The sequence below is a fragment of the Mucilaginibacter tolerans genome (assembly GCF_030519375.1).
Taxonomy (GTDB): Bacteria; Bacteroidota; Bacteroidia; order Sphingobacteriales; family Sphingobacteriaceae; genus Mucilaginibacter.
In genome coordinates this window covers 169,389-195,893 of record NZ_JAUMKB010000010.1, presented here as the reverse complement: position 1 = coordinate 195,893, position 26,505 = coordinate 169,389, and the positions used below count along the sequence as shown (strand labels likewise).

Annotated in this window: 17 protein-coding genes; 9 read left to right on the top strand and 8 right to left on the bottom strand. The window is 43.8% G+C overall.

The genetic code is table 11. The features are described from left to right. Nucleotides 1–187 precede the first annotated feature (187 nt). Nucleotides 188–1,753 carry a sensor histidine kinase gene (locus tag Q3A68_RS15450; RefSeq protein WP_302902008.1) on the bottom strand — a complete coding sequence of 522 codons (1,566 nt, stop codon included), beginning with the start codon at nucleotides 1,751–1,753 and terminating at the stop codon, nucleotides 188–190. Nucleotides 1,754–1,911: 158 nt separating this feature from the next. On the opposite strand from Q3A68_RS15450, the gene Q3A68_RS15445 reads away from it, so the two are divergent. Further along, nucleotides 1,912–2,508 (top strand): TlpA family protein disulfide reductase, encoded by a 597-nt coding sequence (locus Q3A68_RS15445; RefSeq protein WP_302902007.1) that lies wholly within the window; start codon nucleotides 1,912–1,914, stop codon nucleotides 2,506–2,508. 1 nt (nucleotide 2,509) lies between these two features. Beyond that, entirely contained in the window at nucleotides 2,510–4,084 is a 1,575-nt protein-coding gene (locus Q3A68_RS15440; protein WP_302902006.1) for a PAS domain S-box protein, read from the top strand. A gap of 563 nt (nucleotides 4,085–4,647) precedes the next feature. On the opposite strand, the gene Q3A68_RS15435 is transcribed toward Q3A68_RS15440, so the two are convergent. From Q3A68_RS15435 to Q3A68_RS15425, 3 genes are all read right to left on the bottom strand, one after another. Further along, the gene (locus tag Q3A68_RS15435) at nucleotides 4,648–4,896 is read right to left on the bottom strand and encodes a hypothetical protein (protein WP_302902005.1); all 249 of its coding nucleotides are present in this window, start codon (nucleotides 4,894–4,896) and stop codon (nucleotides 4,648–4,650) included. 139 nt (nucleotides 4,897–5,035) lie between these two features. Continuing rightward, on the bottom strand, nucleotides 5,036–7,912 hold the full coding sequence (gene galA / locus Q3A68_RS15430; protein WP_302902004.1) for a beta-galactosidase GalA: 2,877 nt from the start codon (nucleotides 7,910–7,912) through the stop codon (nucleotides 5,036–5,038). 19 nt (nucleotides 7,913–7,931) lie between these two features. Beyond that, a complete protein-coding gene (locus Q3A68_RS15425; RefSeq protein WP_302902003.1) occupies nucleotides 7,932–12,113 on the bottom strand; it encodes a hybrid sensor histidine kinase/response regulator transcription factor in 4,182 nt (1,393 codons plus the stop codon). 276 nt (nucleotides 12,114–12,389) lie between these two features. On the opposite strand from Q3A68_RS15425, the gene Q3A68_RS15420 reads away from it, so the two are divergent. From Q3A68_RS15420 to Q3A68_RS15405, 4 genes are all read left to right on the top strand, one after another. Then, nucleotides 12,390–15,587: a glycoside hydrolase family 2 TIM barrel-domain containing protein gene (locus tag Q3A68_RS15420; protein WP_302902002.1), complete on the top strand. Its 3,198-nt coding sequence runs from the start codon at nucleotides 12,390–12,392 to the stop codon at nucleotides 15,585–15,587. Between the two features lie 88 nt (nucleotides 15,588–15,675). Beyond that, nucleotides 15,676–17,967 (top strand): GH92 family glycosyl hydrolase, encoded by a 2,292-nt coding sequence (locus Q3A68_RS15415; protein WP_302902001.1) that lies wholly within the window; start codon nucleotides 15,676–15,678, stop codon nucleotides 17,965–17,967. A gap of 88 nt (nucleotides 17,968–18,055) precedes the next feature. Then, on the top strand, nucleotides 18,056–19,522 hold the full coding sequence (locus Q3A68_RS15410; protein WP_302902000.1) for an alpha-L-fucosidase: 1,467 nt from the start codon (nucleotides 18,056–18,058) through the stop codon (nucleotides 19,520–19,522). A 706-nt stretch (nucleotides 19,523–20,228) separates the two neighbouring features. Continuing rightward, complete coding sequence (locus Q3A68_RS15405; RefSeq protein ID WP_302901999.1) at nucleotides 20,229–20,552, top strand: response regulator; 324 nt, start codon at nucleotides 20,229–20,231, stop codon at nucleotides 20,550–20,552. Here Q3A68_RS15405 and Q3A68_RS15400 read toward each other — a convergent pair. The 4 genes from Q3A68_RS15400 to Q3A68_RS15385 form a co-directional block, all read right to left on the bottom strand. Then, a complete protein-coding gene (locus Q3A68_RS15400) occupies nucleotides 20,530–20,880 on the bottom strand; it encodes an alpha/beta hydrolase-fold protein (RefSeq protein WP_302901998.1) in 351 nt (116 codons plus the stop codon). The two genes, Q3A68_RS15405 and Q3A68_RS15400, sit on opposite strands and share 23 nt — an antisense overlap. Nucleotides 20,881–21,517: 637 nt before the next feature. Continuing rightward, the gene (locus Q3A68_RS15395) at nucleotides 21,518–22,414 is read right to left on the bottom strand and encodes a helix-turn-helix domain-containing protein (protein ID WP_302901997.1); all 897 of its coding nucleotides are present in this window, start codon (nucleotides 22,412–22,414) and stop codon (nucleotides 21,518–21,520) included. A 59-nt stretch (nucleotides 22,415–22,473) separates the two neighbouring features. Then, a complete protein-coding gene (locus tag Q3A68_RS15390) occupies nucleotides 22,474–23,274 on the bottom strand; it encodes an SDR family NAD(P)-dependent oxidoreductase (protein WP_302902034.1) in 801 nt (266 codons plus the stop codon). A gap of 135 nt (nucleotides 23,275–23,409) precedes the next feature. After that, complete coding sequence (locus tag Q3A68_RS15385) at nucleotides 23,410–23,760, bottom strand: winged helix-turn-helix transcriptional regulator (RefSeq protein ID WP_302901996.1); 351 nt, start codon at nucleotides 23,758–23,760, stop codon at nucleotides 23,410–23,412. Here Q3A68_RS15385 and Q3A68_RS15380 point away from each other — a divergent pair. The 3 genes from Q3A68_RS15380 (at nucleotide 23,686) to Q3A68_RS15370 (ending at nucleotide 26,465) form a co-directional block, all read left to right on the top strand. Then, on the top strand, nucleotides 23,686–24,624 hold the full coding sequence (locus tag Q3A68_RS15380; protein WP_368045685.1) for an NADPH-dependent F420 reductase: 939 nt from the start codon (nucleotides 23,686–23,688) through the stop codon (nucleotides 24,622–24,624). The two genes, Q3A68_RS15385 and Q3A68_RS15380, sit on opposite strands and share 75 nt — an antisense overlap. Before the next feature lie 26 nt (nucleotides 24,625–24,650). Next, nucleotides 24,651–24,815, top strand: coding sequence for a hypothetical protein (locus Q3A68_RS15375; protein ID WP_302901995.1), 165 nt, complete (start codon nucleotides 24,651–24,653; stop codon nucleotides 24,813–24,815). A gap of 645 nt (nucleotides 24,816–25,460) precedes the next feature. After that, entirely contained in the window at nucleotides 25,461–26,465 is a 1,005-nt protein-coding gene (locus tag Q3A68_RS15370; protein WP_302901994.1) for an SMEK domain-containing protein, read from the top strand. Nucleotides 26,466–26,505 lie beyond the last annotated feature (40 nt).

Below are 26,505 nucleotides of genomic sequence, written 5' to 3'. Positions count from 1 at the left end.
CGCATCAATCTTTAGAGGAAAGTAGCTAGTGAAATGCATATTAGAAGACAATAAGTGCTAGGAAAAATATAAAACCAAAAGCTACAAGAAGTGGTGCGTCATAATCTCATTAGTTACATTTGTTCGAAAAACCGGCAAACTCGTCTTCTTAAACAACTGAGTTTAGCTAATCAGCACTTTGACAATCTCAATTTAACGGGAGACTGATGCGGAAGTCCGCGCCGGGGTTGCAGGCCACACTGACATCCCCTCCGTGCATCGCTATAAATCGTCTGACAATAGCCAGGCCCAGTCCGGTTCCGTTTGCCTTGTGCAGGGTGACAAAAGGTTCAAAAAGCGTTTGGCCTATTTCCGCAGGAATGCCGGGCCCGTTGTCCGCGATATGCAATATCAGATTGTCATCCTGAACCTCTGCCCGGATGCGGATGGTTCCTTTTTCTCCTGTGTTATTGGAAACGGCGTCGACGGCATTGTTCAGCAGGTTGACCATCACTCTTTCGAGTTTATTTTCATCGCCCGGTATCATTAAGGTTTCGGGAATGTCCTTGATCATGGTGATCCGCGAAAAACCTTGCTTGGCGGATGCTTGCCGGATAGCCGCTTCGATAATTTTGTTCAGGTCTACCGGTACTTTTTTGACCGGGTTTTCTTTGATAAAGTCAAGCAAATCGTCAAAGATCAGCAGAGTATGCTCAACCGATTGATCGATCATACCGATTAAGTCGCCCGGCTGATCTACTTCGCGCATCAAGCCGGCTGTTTGCTTAATATTACTGATAGGTGACCGGAGATCATGGATAACCATTCCTATAACCTGCCCGACGGCGGAAAGTTTTTCCTTTTGGATCAGTTGCGCGTTCAATTCCGCGTTGCGGATAGCCTGTGCGGCATGTTGCATGAACAGCTTTAACAGGTACATCTTTTCGGTTTTAAGGCTTTCCTGCTTTTTTAGCAGGGCAAAAACCGAATAACTGTCCATACGCGCCAATACCAGGTTGTCGATCTGTTTGACCTCGTCTTTTTCGATCCGGATATTTTTAACGCGCGCGATGAGTTCGTCGAGGTCGATATGATCGTCAAATGCACCCGTAGAAATCACTTTTTCATAACCCGAATTGTCGTGAATTTTCCCGATCAAAGCCATATCGGTTTTAAGCGATCCGGTAACCTGGTTCAGAATGTTTTTCAGCAACGACATCAGCTGGTTCTGGTTTAACCCAATGGAAGAGATCGATTCGATCAGGCTTTCCAGATTACGCAGCTTATCATAATCGGTTACGGCCTTGGTGGCTAACTGAATGATCTCTTCCGGTGCATAAGGTTTACAATGGTAGCCAACGTTCTGCCCGGCCTGTTCGATGATTTCCTCGATGGAGTGATCGCTATAAGCAGTTAAAAAGATAATTTCCGCCTTGCAATCGTATTTCCGGATCTCTGTTGCCGCTTCCAGGCCATCCAGGCCGGGCATGCGCATGTCCACGAAAATGACTGCGTACGGACGGTCCCGTTCAACTGCCTCGCGCACTTTGCGAATGCCTTCGGCGCCGTTGGATGCTTTATCCACGGCAAAATTAGGTATAATGCGCGGTCGGGCTGCGGTTAAAGCCTGAGATGTTTCAAACAGAACACTAAAAGCCTGGTTGATACTATCCGAATCCGTAGAGGCCTCTTTGGGCACCAAGATATCTTCTACGCTGTTTCTTACGATTTCTTCGTCATCTATTATCAGGACGGCGGTATTCAACTCACTCATAATTTCATTTCACCCTTCCTTTTACGGCAATAGCGGTCGTATGTTGCTCATGTGGCGATATAATTTTCTTCCATCTGGCGAAAATTGTCAGCATTACAGTTAAACAGGTGGGATGCAGCAACTTTTCCAACGGGGCTACGTAAAAAACAGGAAAAGATTTGAGACGATTATTGATCATTGGCTGGCTGATGTTCCTGTTTTCCGGCACCGGGGCCTTGTTCTGGTATAATGAATGGCGGTATCATTTACCGACGCCTGTTCCTGATGGCTATAAACCAGTCGGCCAGGGCACGCCGGTCGCATTGAACTGGCCGGGAGAGATGAACCCTGCCAAACCGCTTTTCCTGCATTTCTTTAATCCGGATTGCCCGTGCTCCCGTTTCAATATCCCCAATTTCCAATCAATCGTCCGGCGATATGGCAGCCAGGTCAATTTTGTTATTGTCGTGATGAACAATGACCGTTACACAGCTAAAGAAGTACAACAGAAATTTAAACTCGATGTTCCGGTGCTGTTTGACCAATCCATCGCGGAAGCGTGCGGGGTGTATTCTACACCGCAGGCTGTTTTGATCGACACGCAGCATAAACTCTATTACAGGGGGAACTATAACCGCAGCCGTTATTGCACGGACGAACGGACCAATTATGCTAACATGGCGATAACGGGTCTGCTGGCCGCACACTATAAATTACGATTTGATCCACTGGCGCTGCGTTCTTACGGCTGCAGCCTGCCGAATTGCCAAAAATGAGATGAGTGCTATAACTAGTCAAACACATATATTTCAGTCAGAAGTAAAAGAGCGGTCCGACAAGCTGATGAACTTTTTCCTGGCCTGTCACTTCCTGATCGGGCTGGCACTGGCCAGTTTTTACGGTACCTGGCTGATCGCTATTGGGGTTGGCAGTATTTCGCTGATCGCCTATTATTCGGCCAAGATCGCGTTGCCGGATTCAAATTTATACCAATATGTCCTGAGCGTCGTGCTGGGCATTTTTATGGCGCAGTTCATCTACCAGATGCATGGTATGTTCGAAATGCACTTCTTTGCCTTTATCGGCAGCGCGCTGCTGATCACTTACCAGCAATGGAAATTACAGATACCGCTGACCCTGGTGGTGGTGGTTCATCATGGCTTGCTGGGTTACCTGCAGGACATCGGTTACTCGCAGGTCTATTTTACGCAGCTGAACTATTTCGATGTCCAAACCTTCGTCATTCATGTGATATTAGCGGCCATTGTCTTTTTTGTTTGCGGTCTCTGGGCATTCCAGCTCCGCAAATACAATGAACGGCAGATCATTCAAACCATGAAGATGGGCGAGTTGGAAAAAGAAGCTGAGTTATCCGTGGAGCGGGCCAAGATCGCTGACGCGCTGGAAGAGCGCAATACCATCCTGGAGAGTATCACCGACGCTTTTTTCGCGGTAGACCATAACTGGCTGGTTTTGTACTGGAATGCGATGGCGGAGAAGGAACTGGGTGTGGCGCGGCATAAAGTGCTCAATCAGCATCTCTGGAAAGTATTTGTGGGCTCCATCGATTCCGAATCTTACCGGCAATACCAGTTGGCGATGAAAACGCGCCAGGTGGTTCATTTCCATGATTTTTACCCGGTGCTGGAAAAATGGTACGATATCAGCGCCTATCCCTCGGCAAACGGCCTGTCGGTTTATTTTAAGGATGTTACGGATCGTAAACTATCCGAGATACGCCTGACAGAATCGGAAAAACGTTACAGTGAATTATTCCATTTAAGCCCGCAGCCGATGTGGGTGTTCGAGATTGAAACGATGCAGTTCCTGGATGTAAACGAAGCGGCTGTCCGGCATTACGGTTATTCGAGGCCCGAATTTCTGGATATGACGATCAGAGACATTCGGCCCCCGGATGAGGTTCCTGTAGTGGAGCAGATCGTCAGCCGCGGGAAAACGGAAAAACAAATCCACCACGAACAGGTTTTCAAACATCGCACAAAAGATGGCAAGGTCATTTATGTGGACATTCAGAGTACAGCCATCATGTATAACGGCAGCCCATCCAAGGTGGTGCTGGCCAATGACATTACCGAACGGCTAAATTATATCAACGCCGTTGAAGCGCAGAACAAAAAGCTGAAAGAAATCGCCTGGCTGCAATCGCACGTTATCCGCGCGCCACTTGCCAAGATCAAGGGTTTGATCCCACTGATGAAAGACGGAAAGGAAACGATCATTGAAAAAGAAAAAATGCTGGATTATCTTTTACGTTCGGCGGATGAACTGGACGAGGTCATTAACTCGATCACGGATAAATCCAACCTGGTCGAAGTACAGAGCCCATTGTAATGGTAATTTAAAATTCGGGGCGGGAAAACGTTTAACTTAGGTCTTGAATTAGCTATCGAAGACCTGTGCCGCTTTATTTAAGGGTTTGTGCCACGCCAAATCTTCATCGATTATCTCGGCGACGACGCAGGCTGAACTGATAGCGGAAGAAAAGCGCCTTTGGCTCTCCATTAAATAATTAGCGGCTTTTACAGGCCAGCAGTTTCAGCCGCCTCGTCTTCGCTCTGCCGGTTCACCGCATTGGGAAAATGGGCCTCGTGTCCTCGGGCCTTCGGCCCATATTTCCGGTTTCCTGTTGTTCAGTTTTCTTAATGCCAGTTTATCCTTTCCCATTCACTCCATTGGCTTTTTCGCAAGCAAATTTCTGATAAGCCTGGACAGATCGTCAATGCCGGCGCCCTTTGGGTTTGCCTAAAAAAAATCTTCACTGCTCACTGCGCTCGCGATGTATTTTTTTTCGGCAAAGCCTTGCTGTTCTGCACGGCTTGTTCAGGTGCGGTGCTTACAAAAAGCCACTGGAGGCTTCAGCCGGCGGAGGCGGGTTAAATAGAGCAATCCGCACATCAAATGGAAACAGCAAAAGAATAGGGCGCCCCTCGGCGGGCTGAACGCAGACCGCAGACCGTCATAAAATTAGCAGAAGCCTGCGAAAAAGAGTTTACCGGTTCACCGTAAAAATTCCCGTTAAGGCCATGACCATCCTCATTCTGCAAATTAGTTCCTACTAATAAAGAGAAATTATGTAATCCGTATGAGTGCGTGTAGGTAGCGGTATTATCCCAGTTAATGGTAATATTATGGTCACTCTCCACATATTCGGAAGTCGTATTTAGATTATTAGCGCCCAGGGTTAAGAAGTATAATGGAGTAAATGACCAAGTGCCATAATAGGCAACTTTTGTACCGATTTGGGACTGGATTGATGTGAACAGATCAATCGGTTGACCCTATTTATTGCCCAACTCCAGAATGACCTGCGTCGGCGCTTGTCCCAATAATAATATCTTGCCCTCGCAAACCGTTACCACTAGCAGTAAGCCGCATTTTTCCTCCGGTTTTATCTGATTGCACGATCACCTGGGCATAACCGTTAAAAACGCTTCTATGCCAGATTACAGGCTGGTGCTTTTTTATTAATTCCATGCTAACGCCTTTACTTATGCCGCCCGGTCCGCTTTGATTTTTGACAACGACAGCAATCGTATTGTCGCCTAACTTAAGGAATTTCGCTACTTCAAATGATTGACCCGACCGCCAATCATGAGCTTTTCCAGCCAATTTGCCATTTACATACACCCATCCTTCGTCATCAATCATCGCGAAATTGATCGTGTGGTGTTCTGCTTCAAGGTCTTCCGGTTTTAAGACGACATGTGCACGATAAACCGCAACAGCACCTTCCTTCAACGTTCCTGCTTCATTGCGAACGTCTACTTGTTGCCATTGGGCATCATCGTAATTTACTGAAACCTCAGAAAGGCCATCAATCGAAGAAACTTCTTTTATACGCCAATTGTCCAGCGGGATAAGCCTGGTGGCCGGAGTATCTAACATTACATCCGGTTCATGGGAGATCGCGTCGCCGTTGCCAATGCCGACGATTTTGCCCGGGCCCTGTAAATCAAAATCAATCCGGTTTGCCACATTCGGAACTGTCCGACCGTTTTCATCAGTGACTGCAACGGTAACAATGCTTAAATCTTTACCATCAGCGTGAATCACTGCCCGATCAGGTGTGAGTTTTATACGGGCAGGTGCACCCGTTGTTTCCACTTTTTCTTCGGCAACCATTTTGCCATCTGTATAACCTTTGGCCAGTAATGTGCCCGGCTGATATTTTACGGTCCATTGCACGTGTGAATTTTGGGGTGTTACCTTTTTACCAAGGCTTAGCCCGTTGAGGAACAACTCCACTTCCTTGCAGTTGCTAAAAGCCCAAACATCGATGTCTTTTCCTTCCTTACCCGGCCAGTTCCAGTGTGGTAGTATGTGCACCATTGGTTTGACGGTCCAACAGGATTGCAGGTAATAAAAAACGTCCTTAGGGAAACCGCAAACGTCCATGATGCCAAAGTCTGAGCTGACATTTGGCCAACCAAAGGGCGCCTCTTCGCCGCGGTAATCAAATCCCGTCCAAAAGAACATGCCGGAGATCCATGGACGCGCAGCATAGTATTTTATAGAAGCTTCGGCCGTATGACGGCAGTCAGGTTTTTGAATGTCATAAGCCGACAGGGAAGTGCTGGTGTTTTCGTAAACGCCGCGGGTGTACTGCGCCATACCTTCTTCGGTACCAATAGACGGCTTTTGGGGATTGTTTTTATGAAAAACATCTGTCTCACCCTGATCAAAATAATTAAAACCCTGCACATCAGTAGCTGCGGAGATACCATAAAGCTTACCGGTTGGCCAATCGTAAACCGCAACAGTGCATACACGTGTCGGGTCTAACTCGTGGACCAGCCTTCTCATAGCGACAGTAATAGCCTGGTCCTGGTCCGACTTATGGAGTGGTTCTTCGTTGCCCAGTGACCACAGAAAAACGCTTGGATGATTGCGATCACGGCATACCTGCTGTTCCAGATGGGCCAGGCTTTGCGGGTCGCTGCTGAAATACCTGGTTTCATCCATGATAAGCATACCCAGGCGGTCGCAGGCTTCCACCAATTCTTCGGCAGGCTCATTGTGCGATGTGCGGATAGCATTGCTACCCATCTCCTTCAGTTTACGAACGCGGAAATCCCATAATGCATCAGGCACTGCCACACCAACGCCCGCATGATCCTGGTGGTCGCATGTGCCGCGAACTTCATAGCGCTTACCATTCAACAGCAAACCAAGGTTGGGGTCAAACTTAATCGTCCTGATACCAAATTCAGTCTCCTTGCGATAAACTACATTCCCCTGGCTTTCAATTGTTGTAACGAGTTTGTATAATTTCGGAGATTCGGGAGACCACAGCGCGGGCGAGGGTACCTTCATATCAGCGGTGATTTCCTTGGTGTCCCAGGCAGCCATTGTTTCCTGTTTACCCGTTTCGCCGATAAACTTTCCGTCAGGGCCAAGTATCCGCCAATCCACTTTAGCGCCGGCAGGAAGATCTTGCGAGTTGAGGAGCTTGGTTTTGAAGTGTATAGTCGCCGGCCCCCGGAGAACATTATTCGGGAATGAGCTGTAAACAAAAATCCCGTCGGGCGCTGCTGCCAATGGTGCGGTTTTTAATAGCCAAACGTGACGGTAAATGCCTGCACCTTCATAAAACCAACCTTCAAATTCGGAAGCATCAACGCGCACAGCAAGCACGTTCTTTCCATTATAGTTGGCAACGTCGGAGATGTCGCAGCGAAAACCATTATAGCCACCCTCGTGATGGGTCAGCTTGTAGCCGTTCAGAAAAACCTGGCACTTGCGATACACACCATCAAATTGCAGCCAAAGCCGTTTCTCTTTGTCGGTTTGTGATAAGGTGAATGAGCGGCGGTACCAGCCGATACTGTTTGAATGATATCCCGGGCCTATGGGTTTATATCCATGTGACGCATCGGCGTTTTTGTCAAACGGTAGCTCAACCGCCCAGTCATGTGGAATATTCACCGACCGCCACCCGTTGTCGTTGAAGTTGAAGCCCGCGGGGCCTTTGTTGACGCCGGCGTTGATCAGGTTTTCTTCAAAATTCAAATCGTCACCAAGCCTGAACTTCCATCCAAAGTCGAGGGATAATCGTTGGGGCAAAAAAAATGAATCGTCCCCGGACGTTTGTTTTGTTTGTGACCAGCCAGTTGCCGCAATGACTGTTATGGTACATAATACGTGTAAAATTTTTTTCATTGAGTTGTTGTTAGATCATTTATGCGATTGGTTTAGCCTGATTTCGTATCGCTTGCATAAACTGCAGAGGCGATTTCCCATATTCCTTTTTAAAAACCCTTGAAAAGTTAGAGGTGCTTTGCAAACCTACCCGGTCTGCCACCTCGCCCATGGAGATGTCCTCATGGGTCATAATATGAATTGATTTTTTTAACCGGGTGGTTCTGATAAACTCACCCACAGATTGGTCCGAAATGCTTTTGATCTTTTGATATAGTTTTGTCCGACTCAGATACAGGTGCCGGCACAAGAAGTCAACATCAAGTTCGGTGGCCTGAATGTTGTTTTCAATCAGCTCGATTAACCGTTTGAAAAACTCCTGGTCTTTTTCAGATTGTACCAGTTCGGTTGCACTCGCCAGGTAATTATTTGCGTACCGTAATTTTAGCGCTTCCCGTTGTTCAAAAATGTTATGAGCGGTCAACAAGAGTAATTCAATACTTAACGGCTTAGCAAAATAAAAATCGGCGCCCGACTCCATGCCTTCAATCTTAGCATCCAAAGCATCTTTTGCCGACAAAATAATGAATGGAATATGCCTGGTTTCGAATTTTTCCTTTACCAGTTTACAGAACTCAATTCCCGTCATATTAGGCATCATCACATCGCTAATTATTAAGTCCGGAGCTTTCTCGACAGCAGCTTTAAGTCCCTCATTTCCATCCTTTGCTTCAGAAATCAGGTAATTTTTTTCAAAGATCTTTCTTAAAAACAACCTCAATTCCTGGTTATCCTCTACTATCAAAATATGTTTTTGCTTTTTCGCGTCTAAGTCGGCAGGTGTATCTTCATTTTGCTGCAAAGGCTGTAAAATAGAATTATCAACCATCTCCAGTTGTTGTTCAGCCTCTGATCCATCCCGGACTTTTTCAGCTTCGTTGTAGCTATCTTCCGCCCACGGAATCCCGATAATTATTTCGGTCCCTTTGTTCCGTTCACTGTATACATAGATACTCCCTTTATGCAGTTGGGTAAGACTTTTAACCAATGCTAAGCCAACGCCGGAACCCAGGTGATCTTTACTTACCCGGTAGTAACGGTCAAATATTTTGGTTATGGATTCCTCGGAAATACCGATACCTGAATCGGCAACGCGGAAAAAAATATTTCTTTTACTATCGTAATCCGTATTCAATAGCCTAAGTCCATTCTCATAAGAAGGAGTAAATTCTTCCAGATCAAAAAAGAGCTCGAATGTTACTTTTCCATTGGCACCAGTATACTTAAACGAGTTATTTAGCAGGTTAAACAATATCTTTTCAAGGACTTGAGGATCAAAATAGCCGGTTAATGCCCCGATAGTGCTTGAAGTATTGTCAATAAATTTAAAATCGATGTCTTTGCTAATGGCAATATTTTCAAAGTCGGCGACTAAGCCATTGCAGAACTGCCTGACGTTTAATGGCTTTACCTGGAGTTTGATAATGCTATCCGCCACCTTTTTAAAATTCATCAGGTCACTGATGAGATTAATCAGTCTTTTAGCATTTCTCAGCATCACCTGGTAAGAATTGGCCAGCCCGGCATCCTTGTTTTCTTTGATCAAATTTTCAAGCGGGCCCAGAATCAATGTAAGCGGGGTCCGGAATTCATGCGATATATTTGTAAAAAACGTTAACTGCTGCTGATAAAGCTCTTCATGTTTCCTGTGTATTTCCTCTTTCCTGATGTCGTTTAACTTCCGGACTTCGATATCCCTTTTAAGCTTATACCACCTGGCCTGATAAATGTAAATACCTGAAAGCACCGATAGTGCCATCAGGACATAAAAGCATTTTGCAATAAACGATTTCCACCACGGCGGAGTAATGATAATGTTAAGTCTCGCTTCACTTTTTCCCCAAATCCCGTCATTATTAGTGGCCTGGACAATAAAGTTGTAACTGTTGTAATCAAGATTACTATAGGCGGCGCTGGGGTTTGTTCCGTCGGTATATCGCCAGTCTTTATCCAGCCCAACCAACTTATACCGGTATTTACATTTAAGCGGATTGGCAAAATGCATCGATGAAAAAAACAGGATAAAGTTATTTTGACGGTAATCAATCTTTATTTGATTGCAATAACTGATTGCTTCATGTATTGAATTGCCAACAGAATCATTAGTTCCAGGCCGGTGCTGTTGATTATTAATGATGATATCCGTTATAACCGGTCGGGCGGGAATGGCATTGCTGGATATTTGATCAGGATAAAAGAAATTAAGCCCGTTTATACCTCCAAAGAACAACGCTCCACCCGGTGCCTTGTATGACGAGCCTACTTTAAAGCTGTTACCCTGCAACCCATCGTTCTTGTCATACCTTGTCAGCTTGAGGGTTTTAGGGTTAAAACATTCAAGGCCATTTCCTCCCATCCAAATATTACCGCTGTTGTCAATCTCAAGACTTTCCACATCATTGAATATCCCGTATTTACCGGCATAGGTTTTAATAGTATAGGAGCCATTTTTTCCGAAAGAAAGCCGGTTGAGACCACCGCCAATTGTGCCGATCCAATACGTTGTATCGTTTCCTTTCGCAATAGGATAGGTATAATTAGAGCTTAGAGCGTTTGCTTTTTTTGAAGCCCGCCAGGTAAATACTGGGGTGACATTTCCGTTGCGGTCGATGGTAAGCCGCTTAAGCCCATGGGTGCTGGCAACGAATAATTCTGGCTTTTTTTGATCTGCAAATATGAAAAACCCTTCGTCGTAGTATTTTACATGGCAGTAGTTTGCGTCATCTTTCCAAATAACGCCAAAGCCGTTTGCGTGATTGCCGAACCATATATTCCCGAAACAGTCTTTTGCAAACGCGTCGATGTCGCGGGCCGGAAAATTGTGGAGCCCTTTTGGTTTTATCAACCCTCCCCCGCCGGCATTTAAAACTTCGATTCCAAGTGAGCTCCCGATCCATAAGTTATGATCGTTATCGAATATTAAAGCGTTGATCGCATTACTCCTAAGCCTGACCCGCGAGTTATTCGCGTTATAGTACTCCCAGGTGTGTGACTTGATATTGTAACGATTTAACCCATTAGCCGAGGTACCGACCCAAATGTCATCTCCTGATGCAATGACTGATCTGACATAGTTTCCTGACAGCGTATTTGTTATTTCCGGGTTATGTTGTAAAGTATAAAAAGGTTTCTCGTTCAGATCAAAGTAGTTAACTCCGCCTCCCGAAGTGCAGACCCACAGACATGCGGACCTGTCCATAAATATCTTTGCTAACCAGTTTGAATTTAATCCGTGGTGAGTATCAATAGTTTGGATGAGATTAAAATTGGAGTCAAGTTTCAATATCCCGGAGCCGTCATTTACCCAATAATTAAGCCCGTTATCCTGCAAAACATTTTGGACAGAGGCATTATTCGGGCAAACATATTCCTTAACAATCCGAAGCCTGCCCCCATGGATATTGTGTTCCGGCGCCGTAAGGAGTAATTGATTTGAAGAAGAAATAAGCAGGTTGTGGTCATGGTTAAAAAAGACTCTATTTATATTGTTCTCCGGCAATCCTTCTATAATCAACCGTTCAAATTTACCGGTTTGATTAAGCCTCCATAAGTCTTTGCTGCTTGCCAGGTATAGCTTACCATCCGGCCCATCAATTATGTCAGTAAAATCTACGTTTGGAGGTAAGTTTAGTGCCCTTTCTTTAATAGAGTCGCCGCGAATTGCGTACCGCCTAATCTTGTTTCCTGTCCGGCCATAAATCAAATTGCCGACTGGCTTAAGTAGCTTATCAAAATTTGGTATTGGGTTCTTTTGTGCTTTGTAGTCAATATACCGTTCCGTCCGCATATCGAAGCGCTGCAAACCGCCTTCTGTGCTTAGCCAGATATTTCCCTCATTGTCCGGATAAAGGCACACGACGCGATTTTTATAAGCATTATTTAATGGTTCGTTACTATTATAATATTTGCGGACCTTGTAGCCATCGTACCGGTCGAGACCGAAATTGGTACCTATCCATATAAACCCCTGCTTATCCTGCGCAATGTCATTTGCATCGGTATGTGATAAACCTTCGTCAACGGTAAGATACTTGATCTTATAAGGGGCAGACTGCGATTGCGCGAAAGCAGGTATGCTTGTAACATAAGTTACCGCGACGAAAAGCAATAATTGCAGAATGGCAAAATGGAAACGGCGAAAAAGAAGTCTTCCTAATTTCATTTAACTCCTAAACTTTACATAAAAGACATTGAAGTTGGCCGGTTAATAACCAGCTTCCTGATTCGCCGCTCATTCAATCATGACTGTCGGAAAATCAAAAATGGAACTCTCGATTCAAACTTAAAAGCATTCCACCATTAAATGAATTTATTGTCAAGAAAAATGTACGTATTGACAACGCCATTTGCAAGTTTTTGACCTCCTTTGAAATTTGTTTCAACCCGGCGTTTTAAGGTTGATCTCTGCTCATCTAATTAATTTTTATTATAACCATTTATGCGAAGAATTTTATTTACAAAAGGAATTTTATGCTTTTTCTTATCGATATTTTTAAGTTTTAACTGTCTTACTGTATTGGCGCAGCAGGTTTCAGAAAACCACCTGTTCTCCAAACAAGATACAGCGTTCGTCCCAACGGAAATTGAAGATCCTGAATGCATAGGCATAAATAAAGAACCCAATCACGCTACTTTAATGCCATACGCTTCATTGAAAGAGGCGCTGGCGGCTAACCGGCATGCGTCATCGTATAGCAGGAGCCTCAATGGTCAATGGAAATTCAATTGGGTTGACTGGCCGCAGAAACGTCCGGTAAATTTCTATAAGGCCGATTACGATGTATCAGCCTGGAAAGAAATTAAAGTTCCTTCCTGTTGGCAGTTGCAAGGATATGGCACACCATATTACAGCAACTATACTTATATCTTTCAGAAAGACTTTCCGCGGGTGATGAGCGCACCATCGGTAACTTATACCGCCTACCAGGAGCGAAACCCGGTAGGTAGCTACCGCCGTAATTTTGAAGTTCCATCGGATTGGGATGGCAGGCGCATATTTGTGACATTTGATGGGGTTGACGCCGGCTTTTTTCTTTGGATAAATGGTAAGAAAGTTGGCTATAGTGTAAACAGCCGCAATGCAGCAGAGTTTGATATAACCAAATATGTAAAACCTGGCAATAACCTAATTGCAGTTGAGGTGTACCGTTTTACAACCGCCAGTTACCTGGAAGACCAGGACATGTGGCGTTTAAGCGGGATTATCAGAAATGTCACCTTATGGAGCTCACCACAGGAACATATCAGGGATTACTTTATAAAAACAACTTTTGACAAAGACTTTCATGATGCACACCTAACCGTTGCCGCAAAGGTGAAAAACTACAGCGATGTGGCAGTCAAATCCAGAGAGCTGGAAATATCCCTGTTTAATGGTGAAGCTATGGTTTCAGGAGCTTCAGTAAAAAAGCAGATACCCGCTTTACAGCCAAATGAAGAAGTGACTATTGATGTGGATATTCCAGTAAAAAATCCTGAGAAATGGACCGCAGAAACGCCTAAACTTTATACAACCGTATTGACGATAAATGACGGGAGCAATAAGCTGGAAACCTTATCGTCAAAAACTGGGTTCCGTCAGATAGAAATAAAGGGACGTGTATTTTTAGTTAATGGCGTGCCGGTTAAATTGAAAGGGGTTAACAGGCACGAGAACTGGCCGGATGACGGGCATGCGATCACCGAAGAGCAGATGATCCGGGATATCATACTCATTAAACAGGCAAATTGCAATCATGTTCGAACCTGCCATTACTCAGACGACCCGCGCTGGTATGAATTATGTGATGAATATGGAATATACCTGGTTGCAGAAGCCAACCTTGAAAGCCATGGCGCCTGGGACGAGTTCAACGAGGAGCCAAGAATAAAGGCAGCTTTGATTGAAAGAAATGTGGCGAATGTCGAAAATTTCAAGAACCATCCGTCAGTAATTATTTGGTCCTTAGGAAACGAATGCGGAAGCGGAGGTTCAAATTTCAGGGCTATTTTAAAAGTCATCAAAGGTATTGACAATACCCGCCCTACGCATTATCAGGGTTTTGGCATTGGTACTGATAATCCGGCAGACCTGGATAGCGAAATGTACACGTCTGTGGATGACGTGGAAAGGAACGCTAAAAGCAATGAGTTGACCAAGCCCTTTTATTTATGCGAGTACGCACACGCTATGTTTAACTCAATGGGCTCTGTTGATATATACAATGAGCTTTTTGATAAGTACCCAACATTACTTGGCGGCGCAATATGGGAATGGCAGGACCAGGGAGTTTATAACGACCGCGACCCTAACCACCACATAACGGCTTACGGTGGTGGCTTCGGTGAGTATCCTAATGACCGTTATTTTATTCATAAGGGCGTTGTTTTTTCTGATCGATCGCCTAAGCCACACTATCCTGAACTAAAACATGCCTATCAATGGATCACCATCAAGGCAAAAGATATTCCGAATAAAATATTTAGTATCAAAAACAGGTACCAGTTTATAAGTCTGAATGGCCTCAGTGCTAAATGGGCTTTAAGCGAAAATGGTACTGATATCGCCTCAGGTAATTTCAATCCAGGTAATATCAACCCAGGAGAAGAAAAGAATGTAAAAATTCCTTATTCACTTAAAGCTAAAGCAGGTGCAGAATATTTTCTGCGTATATCCTTTGACCTGGCTTCGGATCAGATATGGGCGCCTAAAGGTTACGAAGTGGCTGCACAGCAAATTGAAATTCCGGTGGCAAAAGCTGTTGCAAATAACAAGACTCCGGGTGGTCGTCTAACCCTGATTGATTCAACCGGGTTGATCAAAGTGAAAGGCGACAAGTTTAGCCTGGAGTTTGATAAAGCAAAAGGGAGCTTTTACAGAATAGAAGAAAATGGCGAAAACCTGCTCAGAGAAAATGGAGGGCCGGCACTGCACCTGTGGAGAGCTCCTCACCAAAAGGATGACATGTGGGCTTACGAGGATTGGGACCGTAAGGGTTTGAAAGAATTGAGCTGGACCGCAAGCGGCTTAAAGTATTCCCAGGTTTCTCCGGGTGTTGTTGAGATCGACGTGAACTTAACAGGCTCAGGCAGACAAGGTTTTAGTGTTTACCATCATGTTGTATATACCATTTATGCAAACGGGATAATCAATGCGAAAAACGACGTAAACTTCAATGATCCAAAACTGGTGCTTGCCCGGATCGGTGTCCGTATCTTGCTGAATAAAGGGCTCGACCGGTTCGATTACCTGGGCCGTGGACCGATGGAAAATTACGCTGATAGGAAACAAGGATCAGATATTGCCCATTATTTCAGCCGTGTTGACCAACAGATGACCGGGTATGAAAAACCGATGGAATGTGGTAACCATGAGGATGTACGCTGGGCCAATCTTACTTCTGAGAAAGGGTTAACACTCTCTGTTAAAGCCGATTCATCTTTGATGCAGGTGTCGGCACTGCCATATAGCGACGAAGAAATGGAACCGGTTGAATACAAGATAGATTTACCGAAGAGCAAAGGTACCGTGCTTGTTGTCAGCCATAAAACATTGGGTGTGGGATCCTGGGGTTGTGGTCCGAGACCGCTGGAGCAATACCGGGTTTATGCCAAACCAACTACGTTTAGTTATCAAATACAACTTATTAACCATTAAATGCAACTTGAAACACCACATGCACTATTCATGCATTTGAGAAAAATACATCTTTTTGAATGATAAACAGACCTCTCAACTTTCATCGATGAAAAAAAGCCTAACTACATCTTTTGTACTTATACTATTCGTAAAAATCATAGTTGCACAAAGCAAAGGTCCCGCAGATTATGTTAATCCATTTATCGGAGCCAGCACAAGTGCGGCCAAAGCCGGCGATGCTTCCGGACTTGGTAAGACATTCCCAGGGGCCGCAACGCCATTCGGCATGGTGCAAGTAAACCCGAATACGATTACGGGCGGCGACAATGGCAGCGGGTACAGCTACGAGAATAAATATATCGAGGGGTTCGCATTTACCCAAATGACTGGCGTAGGCTGGTATGGCGACCTAGGCAACTTCCTTGTCACACCGACGACGGGGGCTTTACGCGTTGTTGCGGGAAGACACCCCGAATTACCCGGTTACCGGTCCAGGTACAGAAAAAGCGATGAAATAGCCAAAGCCGGGTATTATGCTGTCACGCTCACGGATTATCACGTTAGAAGTGAAATGACAGCTGCTCCTCACAGTGGGGTCCTGCGTTTTACATTTCCAAAAAACAAAGAATCGCGAATCCAAATAGATCTGGCACGCAGGATAGGCGGCACATCCGTTGAACAATATGTTAAGGTGGTTGATGACCATACTATTCAGGGATGGATGCGATGTACTCCCGATGGCGGCGGCTGGGGAAATGGCGGGGGCGATCCAAACTATACAGTATACTTTTACGCGGAATTAAGTAAGCCATTAAAAAAGTACGGGGTTTGGAGCGCACATATTCCGGCCGGACAGTCTAGATATCGTGAGGATATCGAAAGCCTGAAGTACGACTCACTCATCGCTAAAGCTGATATCCTTAGTGGATGCACTGAAAAACAGGGCAAGCACCTGGGTTTTTACACCGATTTTGAAACCGGGTCAAATGAAGTGGTTTTGCTAAAAACGGGTATTTCGTTCTCAAGCATTGAGGGCGCCAAGTTTAATTTATCTAACGAAATACCTGGATGGGATTTTAATAAAACAAGGAGGCAAGCGCATGCTTTATGGAATAAAGCCTTGTCAAAGATCAGCATACAAGGAGGAACCAGGGATCAAAAAATTGTATTCTACACTGCCCTATATCACACAATGATCGACCCCCGCAGTATCACCGACCTAAATGGTGAATATCCCGGCGGCGATTCTAAAATTCACCAAACAGATAAATTCATAAAGCGATCCATTTTCAGCGGATGGGACGTCTTCAGGAGCCAGTTTCCATTACAAGCCCTCATCAATCCTGCTGTGGTTAGCGACATGATCAATTCATTGGATGATCTGGCGGATCGGAGCGGCAAAGGTTATCTTGAAAGATGGGAATTTTTGAATGCTTACTCGGGGTGCATGATAGGAAATCCTGCGGTCACCGTGATTGCCGATGCTTATAACAAAGGAATACGAACCTTTGACCTTCAAAAAGCCTATCAGTTTTCCCGTAATTCCTGCGAGAAATTTGGCAATACGCCAGAACCACACGATATGGACATTTCGGGTACTTTGGAGTTTTGTTTTGACGAATGGTGTCTTGCCCAATTAGCCGTTTGGCTGCATCATCCTGAAGATGTGAATAAGTACCTGAAGCGTTCGGAGACCTATAAACAAATATTTGATGATAGTGTGGGTTGGTTCAGACCCAAGAATAAAGATGGAGTTTGGGCCCCCTGGCCAAAGGACGGCCGCTTACGGCAGGACTATGGAACAGCTGAAAGTAACGGATATCAACAAGGCTGGTTCGTGCCGCATGATGTTAACGGCGTGGCAATTTTGATGGGAGGCCGCGAAAAAGCAATAGCCGATTTGAATACATTATTTGAACACACTCCCACAAATTTTCAGTGGAACAATTACTACAATCATGCGAACGAGCCTGTACATCTGGCCCCATTCCTATTTAATCGCCTTGGCGCGCCCTGGCTGACTCAAAAATGGGTTCGCCGAATATGTGAAAATGCCTATCACAATTCAATTGAAGGGCTGGTGGGAAATGAGGATGTCGGCCAAATGTCAGCTTGGTATGTGCTGGCTGCCAGCGGTATTCATCAGGAGTGCCCCGGCGATAACCGCTATGAAATTTTTAGCCCGATTTTTAATAAGATATCAATACACGTCGGGACAACGGGTAAGACTTTTACAATAATCGCCCAAAACAACTCTCCACAAAATTGCTATATACAATCGGCCAAACTGAATGGCAAGGTTTATAACAAATGCTACATTGACTACAAACAGATTGCAAACGGCGATACCCTTGAGCTTGTTATGGGGCCACATCCGAATATGAAATGGGGCCAATGATAAATTTTTAATGGAAGCGATTAATACTCGATATGCAACAAAAAAGATGACCAGTTACTCGATTTACTAACACCAATAAAAACTAGATATGAAACGAATACAAACGTTAATGAAATTTACGTGCCTTATTTGTATTGGCTTAACCGGGTTATTTGCTCCTCTTCAGGCGACCGCACAAAAAGCGCCAGTCCCTGTGGGCCCGGTGCCAAACGCCAGGCAGATCGAATGGTACCATCGTGAAATAATAGCTTTTTTTCACTTTGGCATGAACACGTTCACCAACGACAACGAGGGCGACGGAACAGCAAGCCCAAAACTATTTAATCCTACTGCACTCGACTGTAATCAGTGGGCAAGCGTGCTCAAACGAGCAGGCATCCCGGCAGCCATTTTGGTAGCTAAGCACGCTGATGGCTTTTGCAATTGGCCAACCGCACACAGCAATTATTCGGTGAAGAATAGCCCATGGAAAAACGGTCAGGGAGACGTTGTTAAAGAATTTACAGATGCATGTAAAGCTTCGGGTATAAAAGCAGCCATCTACCTGGGGCCGCATGACCGGCATGATTCAAGATACGGAACCCGGGGCTACAGCGATTACTACGCTGACCAATTGTCGGAGCTGTTAAGAAATTATGGACCTATTTGGGAAATATGGTGGGACGGCGCGGGCGCTGATAAGCTTACCCAGGCTTTTTATACCCGCTGGGCAGATACTGTACGCAAGCTGCAGCCCAACTGCGTTATTTTTGGAACAAAGAACTCTTACCGCTTCGCGGATTGCCGATGGGCTGGAAATGAGTCCGGAATGTCAGGAGATCCTTGCTGGTCGACCATTGAGTCTACGTCTATCCGTGACGAGTCTGAGCATATATCGCAACTCAATCACGGAGAAATAAACGGTACTGCCTATATACCTGCTGAAGTTGATGTTTCCATCCGTCCGAGCTGGTTTTATCATCCGGAAGAAGATACTCATGTGAAAACTGTTTCTGAACTTTGGAATATTTATTTCAACTCAGTAGGCCGCAACAGCGTGATGTTATTAAATTTTCCGCCCGATAAAAATGGGCTCGTTCCTGCCATCGATGCGCAAAAAGCTGACAGCCTGCATCGTTTAATAGAAGGAACTTTTAAAACCAATCTTTTGAAAAACGCTACCATAAAATCACTTCATGCCCGCGGACCAAACTTTAAACCGCAAAATATGGTGGATGACCTTGAGAGCACTTATTGTGCGACCAAAGACGCGAATAGAACCGATACAATCACTTTTGATCTTCACTCAAACAAAACATTCGATGTAATCAAGATACAAGAGGTAATTGAACTCGGACATCGGACTACAGGCTGGTCTGTAGATTATTCTGTTAATGGCAAAGACTGGACACCAATCCCGGAAGCGACGGGAAAACAGTGCGTTGGTTATAAGTGGTTGGTTAAATTTCATCCAATTACAGCCTCCAAAGTTCGGTTGAGGATAACATCGGGAAAAGCCTGCGTGGCTATTCACACCTTTGGGATTTACAAGGAGCAGATGGCAAAAGCGGATTAGTTGACTTTATAACCAAAATGTTACGTTAACCCGGTTATTGCCAAACTGAAGGAGCTTCATTTCATGAGATCATTTGGAGTTTTTAGTTGAGTTCGTCCCCGGTAAAACGGGGACGCTTCCTCCACCCCTGGGACAAAACTAGCATTAGCCTGTTCTAATAAGAAAATAAAGATATCCATGCTTGGGGATAAATTTGCTTGAAAGGCAAGCCCCGTTGCATGATGGGGCTGCCTTTGTAGGTTCTAAGATTACTGCTGAAAATATGTTAACGATTAAAATGATAGTCCTTATAATCGGCTGATCAAAATGCGAAAATGGAGAGCCTTGTCGGCCAGATGGATATTACGGCATGCTTGACCAGGCTATTCCGTGCCCTTTAGAACACCGAGTTGTGTTGATAAGAAGGAAAACGGCTGTTGATACTTAGAAGTGATATGGTCAAAGTGTCCCGGAAATGCCTGTTTGTGGTTTTCGGAATGAGGTAATCAATGGTTTCGGAATGTCCACCTTATTTCGATTTTTCACATTATTCCAACACCGGTTGATTTATGATTTTTCTCGGCAAAAAAAATATCTAAAACTATTGACTATCAGGCATTAATAACATATATTTGCTTTTTGATTGTCAATTCCTGATTATAATCGGTAGCGGCGAAGTGTCGAGTTAGCGGCTACATCCCAAATGATTTAAACGGCAAAGTGTACCATGAAAAAAATTTTGGTGCTCGATGACAACGCCGATATTCTTGATATTGTTCAAGAGGTATTAACCTATGAGCATTTTACCGTAAAAACTTTTTCATATTGTGCCGGCTTTTTGGATGAAGCTTTAAATTTTTTGCCGGATGTGGTGCTTTTAGATTACCGGTTAAATGACGGCAATGGCGCTGATTTGTGTCGACTTTTGAAAACACACCCAAAACTTAAACATATACCGGTTATACTATTTTCCGCGTATTTCCTCAAAGATGTGGATGTTAAAAAATTGGGTTGCGATGCCGTAATTCTCAAACCTTTTGATATTGAATAAGTTCCACATTTCGGTCAATTCCCATTATACTTACAATAATGGTTTGCGGCATAAAACCCTGGTCCTGAGTAAAACGCTGTACTTGCGATACCAGTCCGGTGTTCCAGTTACCGCCATCCAGCACATAGAGCACGTCATACTTTTTATTTTCCTCCGGTTTGAAGTCGTACGGCAAAAACACCTGGAACAATCGCTCCTGGTTTAGTACAGTTGAATGCAGCGAATCCAGCTTACCGTGAATGGGTGAACGCAGTACTGTATCCTGCGCATGACTGGCATTAACTGACGTAAAAAGGGTAAGCAGTGCGAGAAAAAGTTTTTGTTTCATGGTGCCGATAAGACGTGGGATTTGCGCCTTTCGTTACAGTAATCGAAGCAAAAGTTATCGGAGCCCCCAATTAATAATCAATAAATTACCATGGTCAAAGCGTTCCGGAGCTACCTTAATTACAGTTCACGAACACGGTGGTCAATCGCATTGGAATTTCTAAATTGACAAACATGCGTCTGCAAAAAAAACATACCGGATCTACATTTTTGAACTGTCCGATGAAGGGTCGATGGCAGGGCTGTTTTCAAATAACTTTATAGCTGATTTAAAGAAAATAGCTCGAATATGAGGATGTTGATGGTGCAAGGTCGAACCGTCTTAACTACTATGAGAATATTTTACACATCTGTTTGGTGATCATCGCCGCCGCCGATTTTGGATTGAGCTGGTATAAAAAACACATGAGATCTGCACCGTTCCCTAGATATTCCGTGAGGCTTGACCAAACCGTCCGTGCACTTTGGAGCACCGAGTTTTGTAGGTAAATAGGAAAATCGCAATTAATAATCAATAAAGTAAAATGGTCAAAGTGCGTCGGAATAAACTGTTTGCTTTTCTGGAACGGGGGGTAGTCAACAGCCCCGGAATGTCCACCTAAAGAGTCAATCAAAATAGGTAGTAAGAATTACCCTCTTTAATTTAAGAAGCGGTCTTTGAATTTATTTGGAGTAGTGCCCACTTCTTTTTTAAAAAGACGGGAAAAATAAGTTGCGTTATCGAAACCAAGTGAAGACGATATCTCCGAAATATTCATATCGCCCGCTGTCAGCATATTTTTTGCCTCACCAATCAAAAAAAGGTGAATAAGTTCTAAGGCTGTTTTACCCGTTTCTTCTTTAAGCAGATCAGTTAAATAACGGGGAGATATATGCATCTTTTCTGCCAGGGAAGCTACTGTAGGCAACCCCATATCCTTCAATTTCCTTTCTTCGAAATTTGCAGCGAGTAATGTATTGAATTTGGTTAGCGTCGCCCCGGTTAATTCTGTCCGGTGAATAAATTGCCTCTTATAAAACCGCTGTGCATATTTGAGCATCGAATCAATATGACTGATGATGATCGTTTTGCTATGTTCATCTGTATTGTTGTTATATTCCTTTTCTATGCTGAAATATAGGTTCCAGATAATATTTTCTTCGGCAGGAGAAAGGTGCAGTGCCTCATTCACCTCATAATCAAAATAGCTGTATTTTTTAATTTCACTGTAGAGGGATGTTCCTGGTAAGAAGTCCTCATGGATGATGATCATAAACCCTTTTTCCTCCAATTCCATATTTCGGAAAGATACTTTTTGCTGCGGTTTGATAAATGACATGGAGCCGAGGTCATGGTCGTACTTGGTTTTCCCGTAAAGCATTTGCCCTGATTTCAGCTTCTTGAATCCGATGATGTAAAATGCTGAAGTAAATTCAAGTTCGCTGATGCTGGTGCAATTATCCCGTTCACCGTAAGCCACACTGAAAAGGGGGTGCTCAGGCGGCTTAACGCCAAGAACTTCATGCAGATCGCTGATTTTTTTAAAATGCTTCATATTTTTCGCAATTATAAAAACAGGATCCGGCAAATCCGGATCCCGTTAATGTTAATCTATTAACCATGTGCTGCCACAGAAACATCCTGCCATGATTCCCACGTTTTCAGCCGTTCTTCGTAAGTGTATTTCACCCATGGGTAAGTGGTTTTACCCAAAAGTAATCTTAATGGCGGATTTTCTGAATCAACCAGGGTAAGAAGTGCATTGGCAGTGGCTGCTGGGTTACCGGAATCTTGTCCTTCTGCAAGTTCGTAAAAGGTTTTACGTACATCGTCATAAGCAGGAAGTGATTCACTTAAGGCAAGAGAAGTCGTTCCGAAGAAATCAGTAGAGAAACCACCTGGCTCCAGTATGGTTACTTTAATGCCAAAACCACTTACTTCTCCAGCCAGTGTTTCAGTAAGACCCTCAACGGCGAACTTGGATGCACTGTACAATCCCATTAATGATACTGTATTCAAACCCAAAGCGCTTGAAAGTTGAATGATTTGCCCTGACTTTTGCTGACGCATGATGGGCACGACCGCTTGTATAGTCCATAATGAACCCAGTACATTCGTTTCAAACTGCGTCCTGACATCTTGCTCGTTTAATTCCTCTACAGCTCCAATATGCCCGTAACCGGCATTGTTTATTAATACATCGATGCGGCCAAAGTGAGTTTTTGCAGCTGCAATTGCTTCAAAGCTTGCTTTTTTATCGGTTACATCAAGTTTTAGTACCAATAGATTTGAAGAATATTCTTTTGTAAGTTCGGTTAATGTTTCAGGGTTACGAACAGCCGCAACTACATTATCGCCACGTTGTAAAAACGCTTCTGCCCAGATCCTGCCGAATCCGCGGGATGCGCCAGTTATAAAATTGTTTTTGCCATTATCTTATTTTTAATATTTATAAGGACAAAGTTCTGCCAATTAATACAGCTATTCTGATACAAAAGTAGGCAATAATGAAACGTTTTTACGAAATGCGAGTATAGACTAAGCCAATCATTATGCGCGGTCTGTGACCTTTTTACGGTGATTCAAGCCCCAGTTTTTCAGGGAATATATGATGGGCGTCAGCGTATCAGCATATTGAGCCAATTGATAGGTGATCTTCACCGGGTAACCATCTATCACGGTCCTGACGACCAAACGGTGCTGTTCCAGGTCTTTCAGTTCTTTCGCCAAAACTTTGGGCGTAATACCGGGGATACTTTCCTGTATATCGGTGAACCGGTCATTTCCAACGCCTACGGAAATAATAATGGGTAGTTTCCATTTACCATTGATCACGTCCAGTGCATCCCTCACAGGCTTTATCGTTTCGATGCAATCACAATATGCTTTTTTAGCTGCCATAAAACCTCATTTAAAACTATTCCACTTTCCTTTGGGAAAGCACTATACAAAGGAAAGTATAAATTCACCAATTTTGCTAAGGAATTTATTGAGAATTTAAAAACAGGCGAAATGAAAATAGGAATTATAGGCACCGGCGTAATCGGCGGCATCATCGCAAAGAAATTAGCTGCAACCGGTCACGAGGTAAAGGTTTACAGCTCGGGAGGTCAGCAAAAATTGGAAGAACGGGCTCGGGAACTGGGGGTTAAGCCATCCACCAAAGACCAGATCATAGCGGATGTCGAGGTACTTATCGTATCCATTCCCACAATAGCTATCCCGGAATTATCAGTGCTTATCGCAAAAGTTTCTGATAAGGTGGTCGTGATCGATACGTCAAACTATTATCCGTTCAGGGATGGCGAGATCGAAGACTTAAAGAATGGCAAAGTCGAGAGTGTATGGGTTTCGGAAACCCTGGGAAGACCCGTGATCAAAGCTTTTAACAATTTACTGGCGCATAGCCTTGAATATGGCGGCAAGCCTGAAGGTGCCAAAGACCGGATAGCGATGGCGATGTCAGGCGACGATCAACAGGCCAAAGAGATCGTATCCACCTTGATCAAAGATATGGGGTTCGACGCTGTGGATGCAGGTACACTGGCTGATTCCTGGAGGCATCAACCAGGCACTCCGGCTTATTGTACAGAACTTGTTGTGGCAGAACTTAAGCAAGCCCTTGCAGATGGTGAAAAACAAGAAGCTGCACACCTGCGGGACTATGCTATTGGGAAATTCATGGAATTCTCAGCGCTACCTACGCATGAAGATGTATTGACATTAAACCGTTCGCTGTTTCCTAAAAACCCTAAGAGGCATTAATTCGCCGAAATCGGTATAACTATCTGATGGAAAAAAGAGAAGTTACGCCAGAGGAAGTTGTCGAACTAATGAAAAAAGAGGGCGAAATAATTACTATTGAACAGGCACAATTAGTGCTTGATTTCATGTACAAGTTCGCAAGGATTACACTGGAAGTACTCTTGGATGAGAATAGACCAAAACATGAATAATTGATCGATTAACATAAGACTTAGTATGCTTTTAAAAATGCAAAAATATTTTTGTTTCCATTTTTAACATCGAACCAGCAAATATGATATAACATACTTATATCCAGTTATTTAAATAGCTATTAAATTTAATTTTAAATTTTGCCCCATCAAGTAGGGTAATGGGGCTCGAACCAAAAAAACGATCTAATCTATTGACTTTTAAGTCTTTAGTTAATTTTAATAAATATACCAAGTTGCTTGAACTTGGTATATTTACATCTCTAAACACCTGATTATCAGTCAATAAAAAAGCCTCTCATTTTCATAAAAGGCTTTGGGGTCGATCATGGGTCTATTTTCAAATAACTTTATAGCTGATTTAAAAAAAATTGCTCGAATTTGAGGACGTTAATGGTGCAAGGTCGAACCACAAGTTGTTTGACATTTATGGATACTGTGAACTCTTTCAAACAGAAAATAATGTTCAGTTATCCTTTCCTGAGTCATCAGCGGAGGTGAACACATCCCTAATGTAGTAGAACACATAATCAATGATAAGGCTTTATACTATGCCTCCGGGAAAATATTATCCGAGTAGATCAAAACTTAATATTTCATTTCTTATTACGTAATTTGAAGTATAACAAAACCAAATCACAACTTATGCTGACACGAGGATTTATTATTGGAAAGATTGTAGATGATATTGCCAGTCTGAAATATCAGGTACAAACGAGGAATAAGCTGGGCATGTTTGACCTGACAAAGTTCACCGAAGACTTTTTTAAAGAGACGCTTAACACCATATACGATCTTGATTTGATCAATCTGAATGCTGACCGCAGCAACAATCCGGGGATAGACTTGGGCGACGAAGGCAAAAAAATTGCTTACCAAATCACCTCAACCAAGAGTACTGGCAAAGTAAAGGATACTTTGGAGGTGTTAACGCAAGTGCAAACAACCACGTATACCTCAATTAAGGTATTTATTGTAAATGAAAAACAAACCAAATACACTATTCCACGGACGCTGAAAATAAAGACAAATTTCGATCCGAAGCGAGATATTGTTGATCTCGATGATATGTTAAAAGATATCATGGTGCTGCCCATCGAGAAACTGGATGTATTATATTCGCAATTTGTTCGTGAGTTCAGGATCTTAAAAATCGACTTCGAAATAATGGATAGCAAAGGCAACTTTGAATCTTCCCTTTACAAACAATTGGAAAAAATCCCCAATCAACCACCGTTAAACGCCAACATGCTGGCAGACCGCTTTGACGATGATGTATCGTTAAGCTCGATAAAAAACCTCTATAAAACAATGCAGCGTATTCCCCGTGTGACCAGGGAATTGTTAGCTATCATCGCCGAAAGAGGAACCAAGCGCCGATTCAACCATACTAGGGAAGAATGGGGCATTTTTCCGAAAACGCTTGCAAATCTATTGCGTGTGGATTTAAAGGAAATAGAAGCAGAATTATTGATCTTACTGGATGCAAAACTTATTTACTGGGGAGAGGATGATATTAATGATCGGTTGTATCATTTTGCTACGTTGTACTATGAAACCATTAACGAGGTGGTAGATTGGGCTAAAGCCAACGGTATTTCAGTTAAAACACTGTTTAATTCGATGGATTTCACAGTGATGGATAGCTAATCTAAATGGTTAATCATGCCCCTCCAGTTTCCCCTGTACT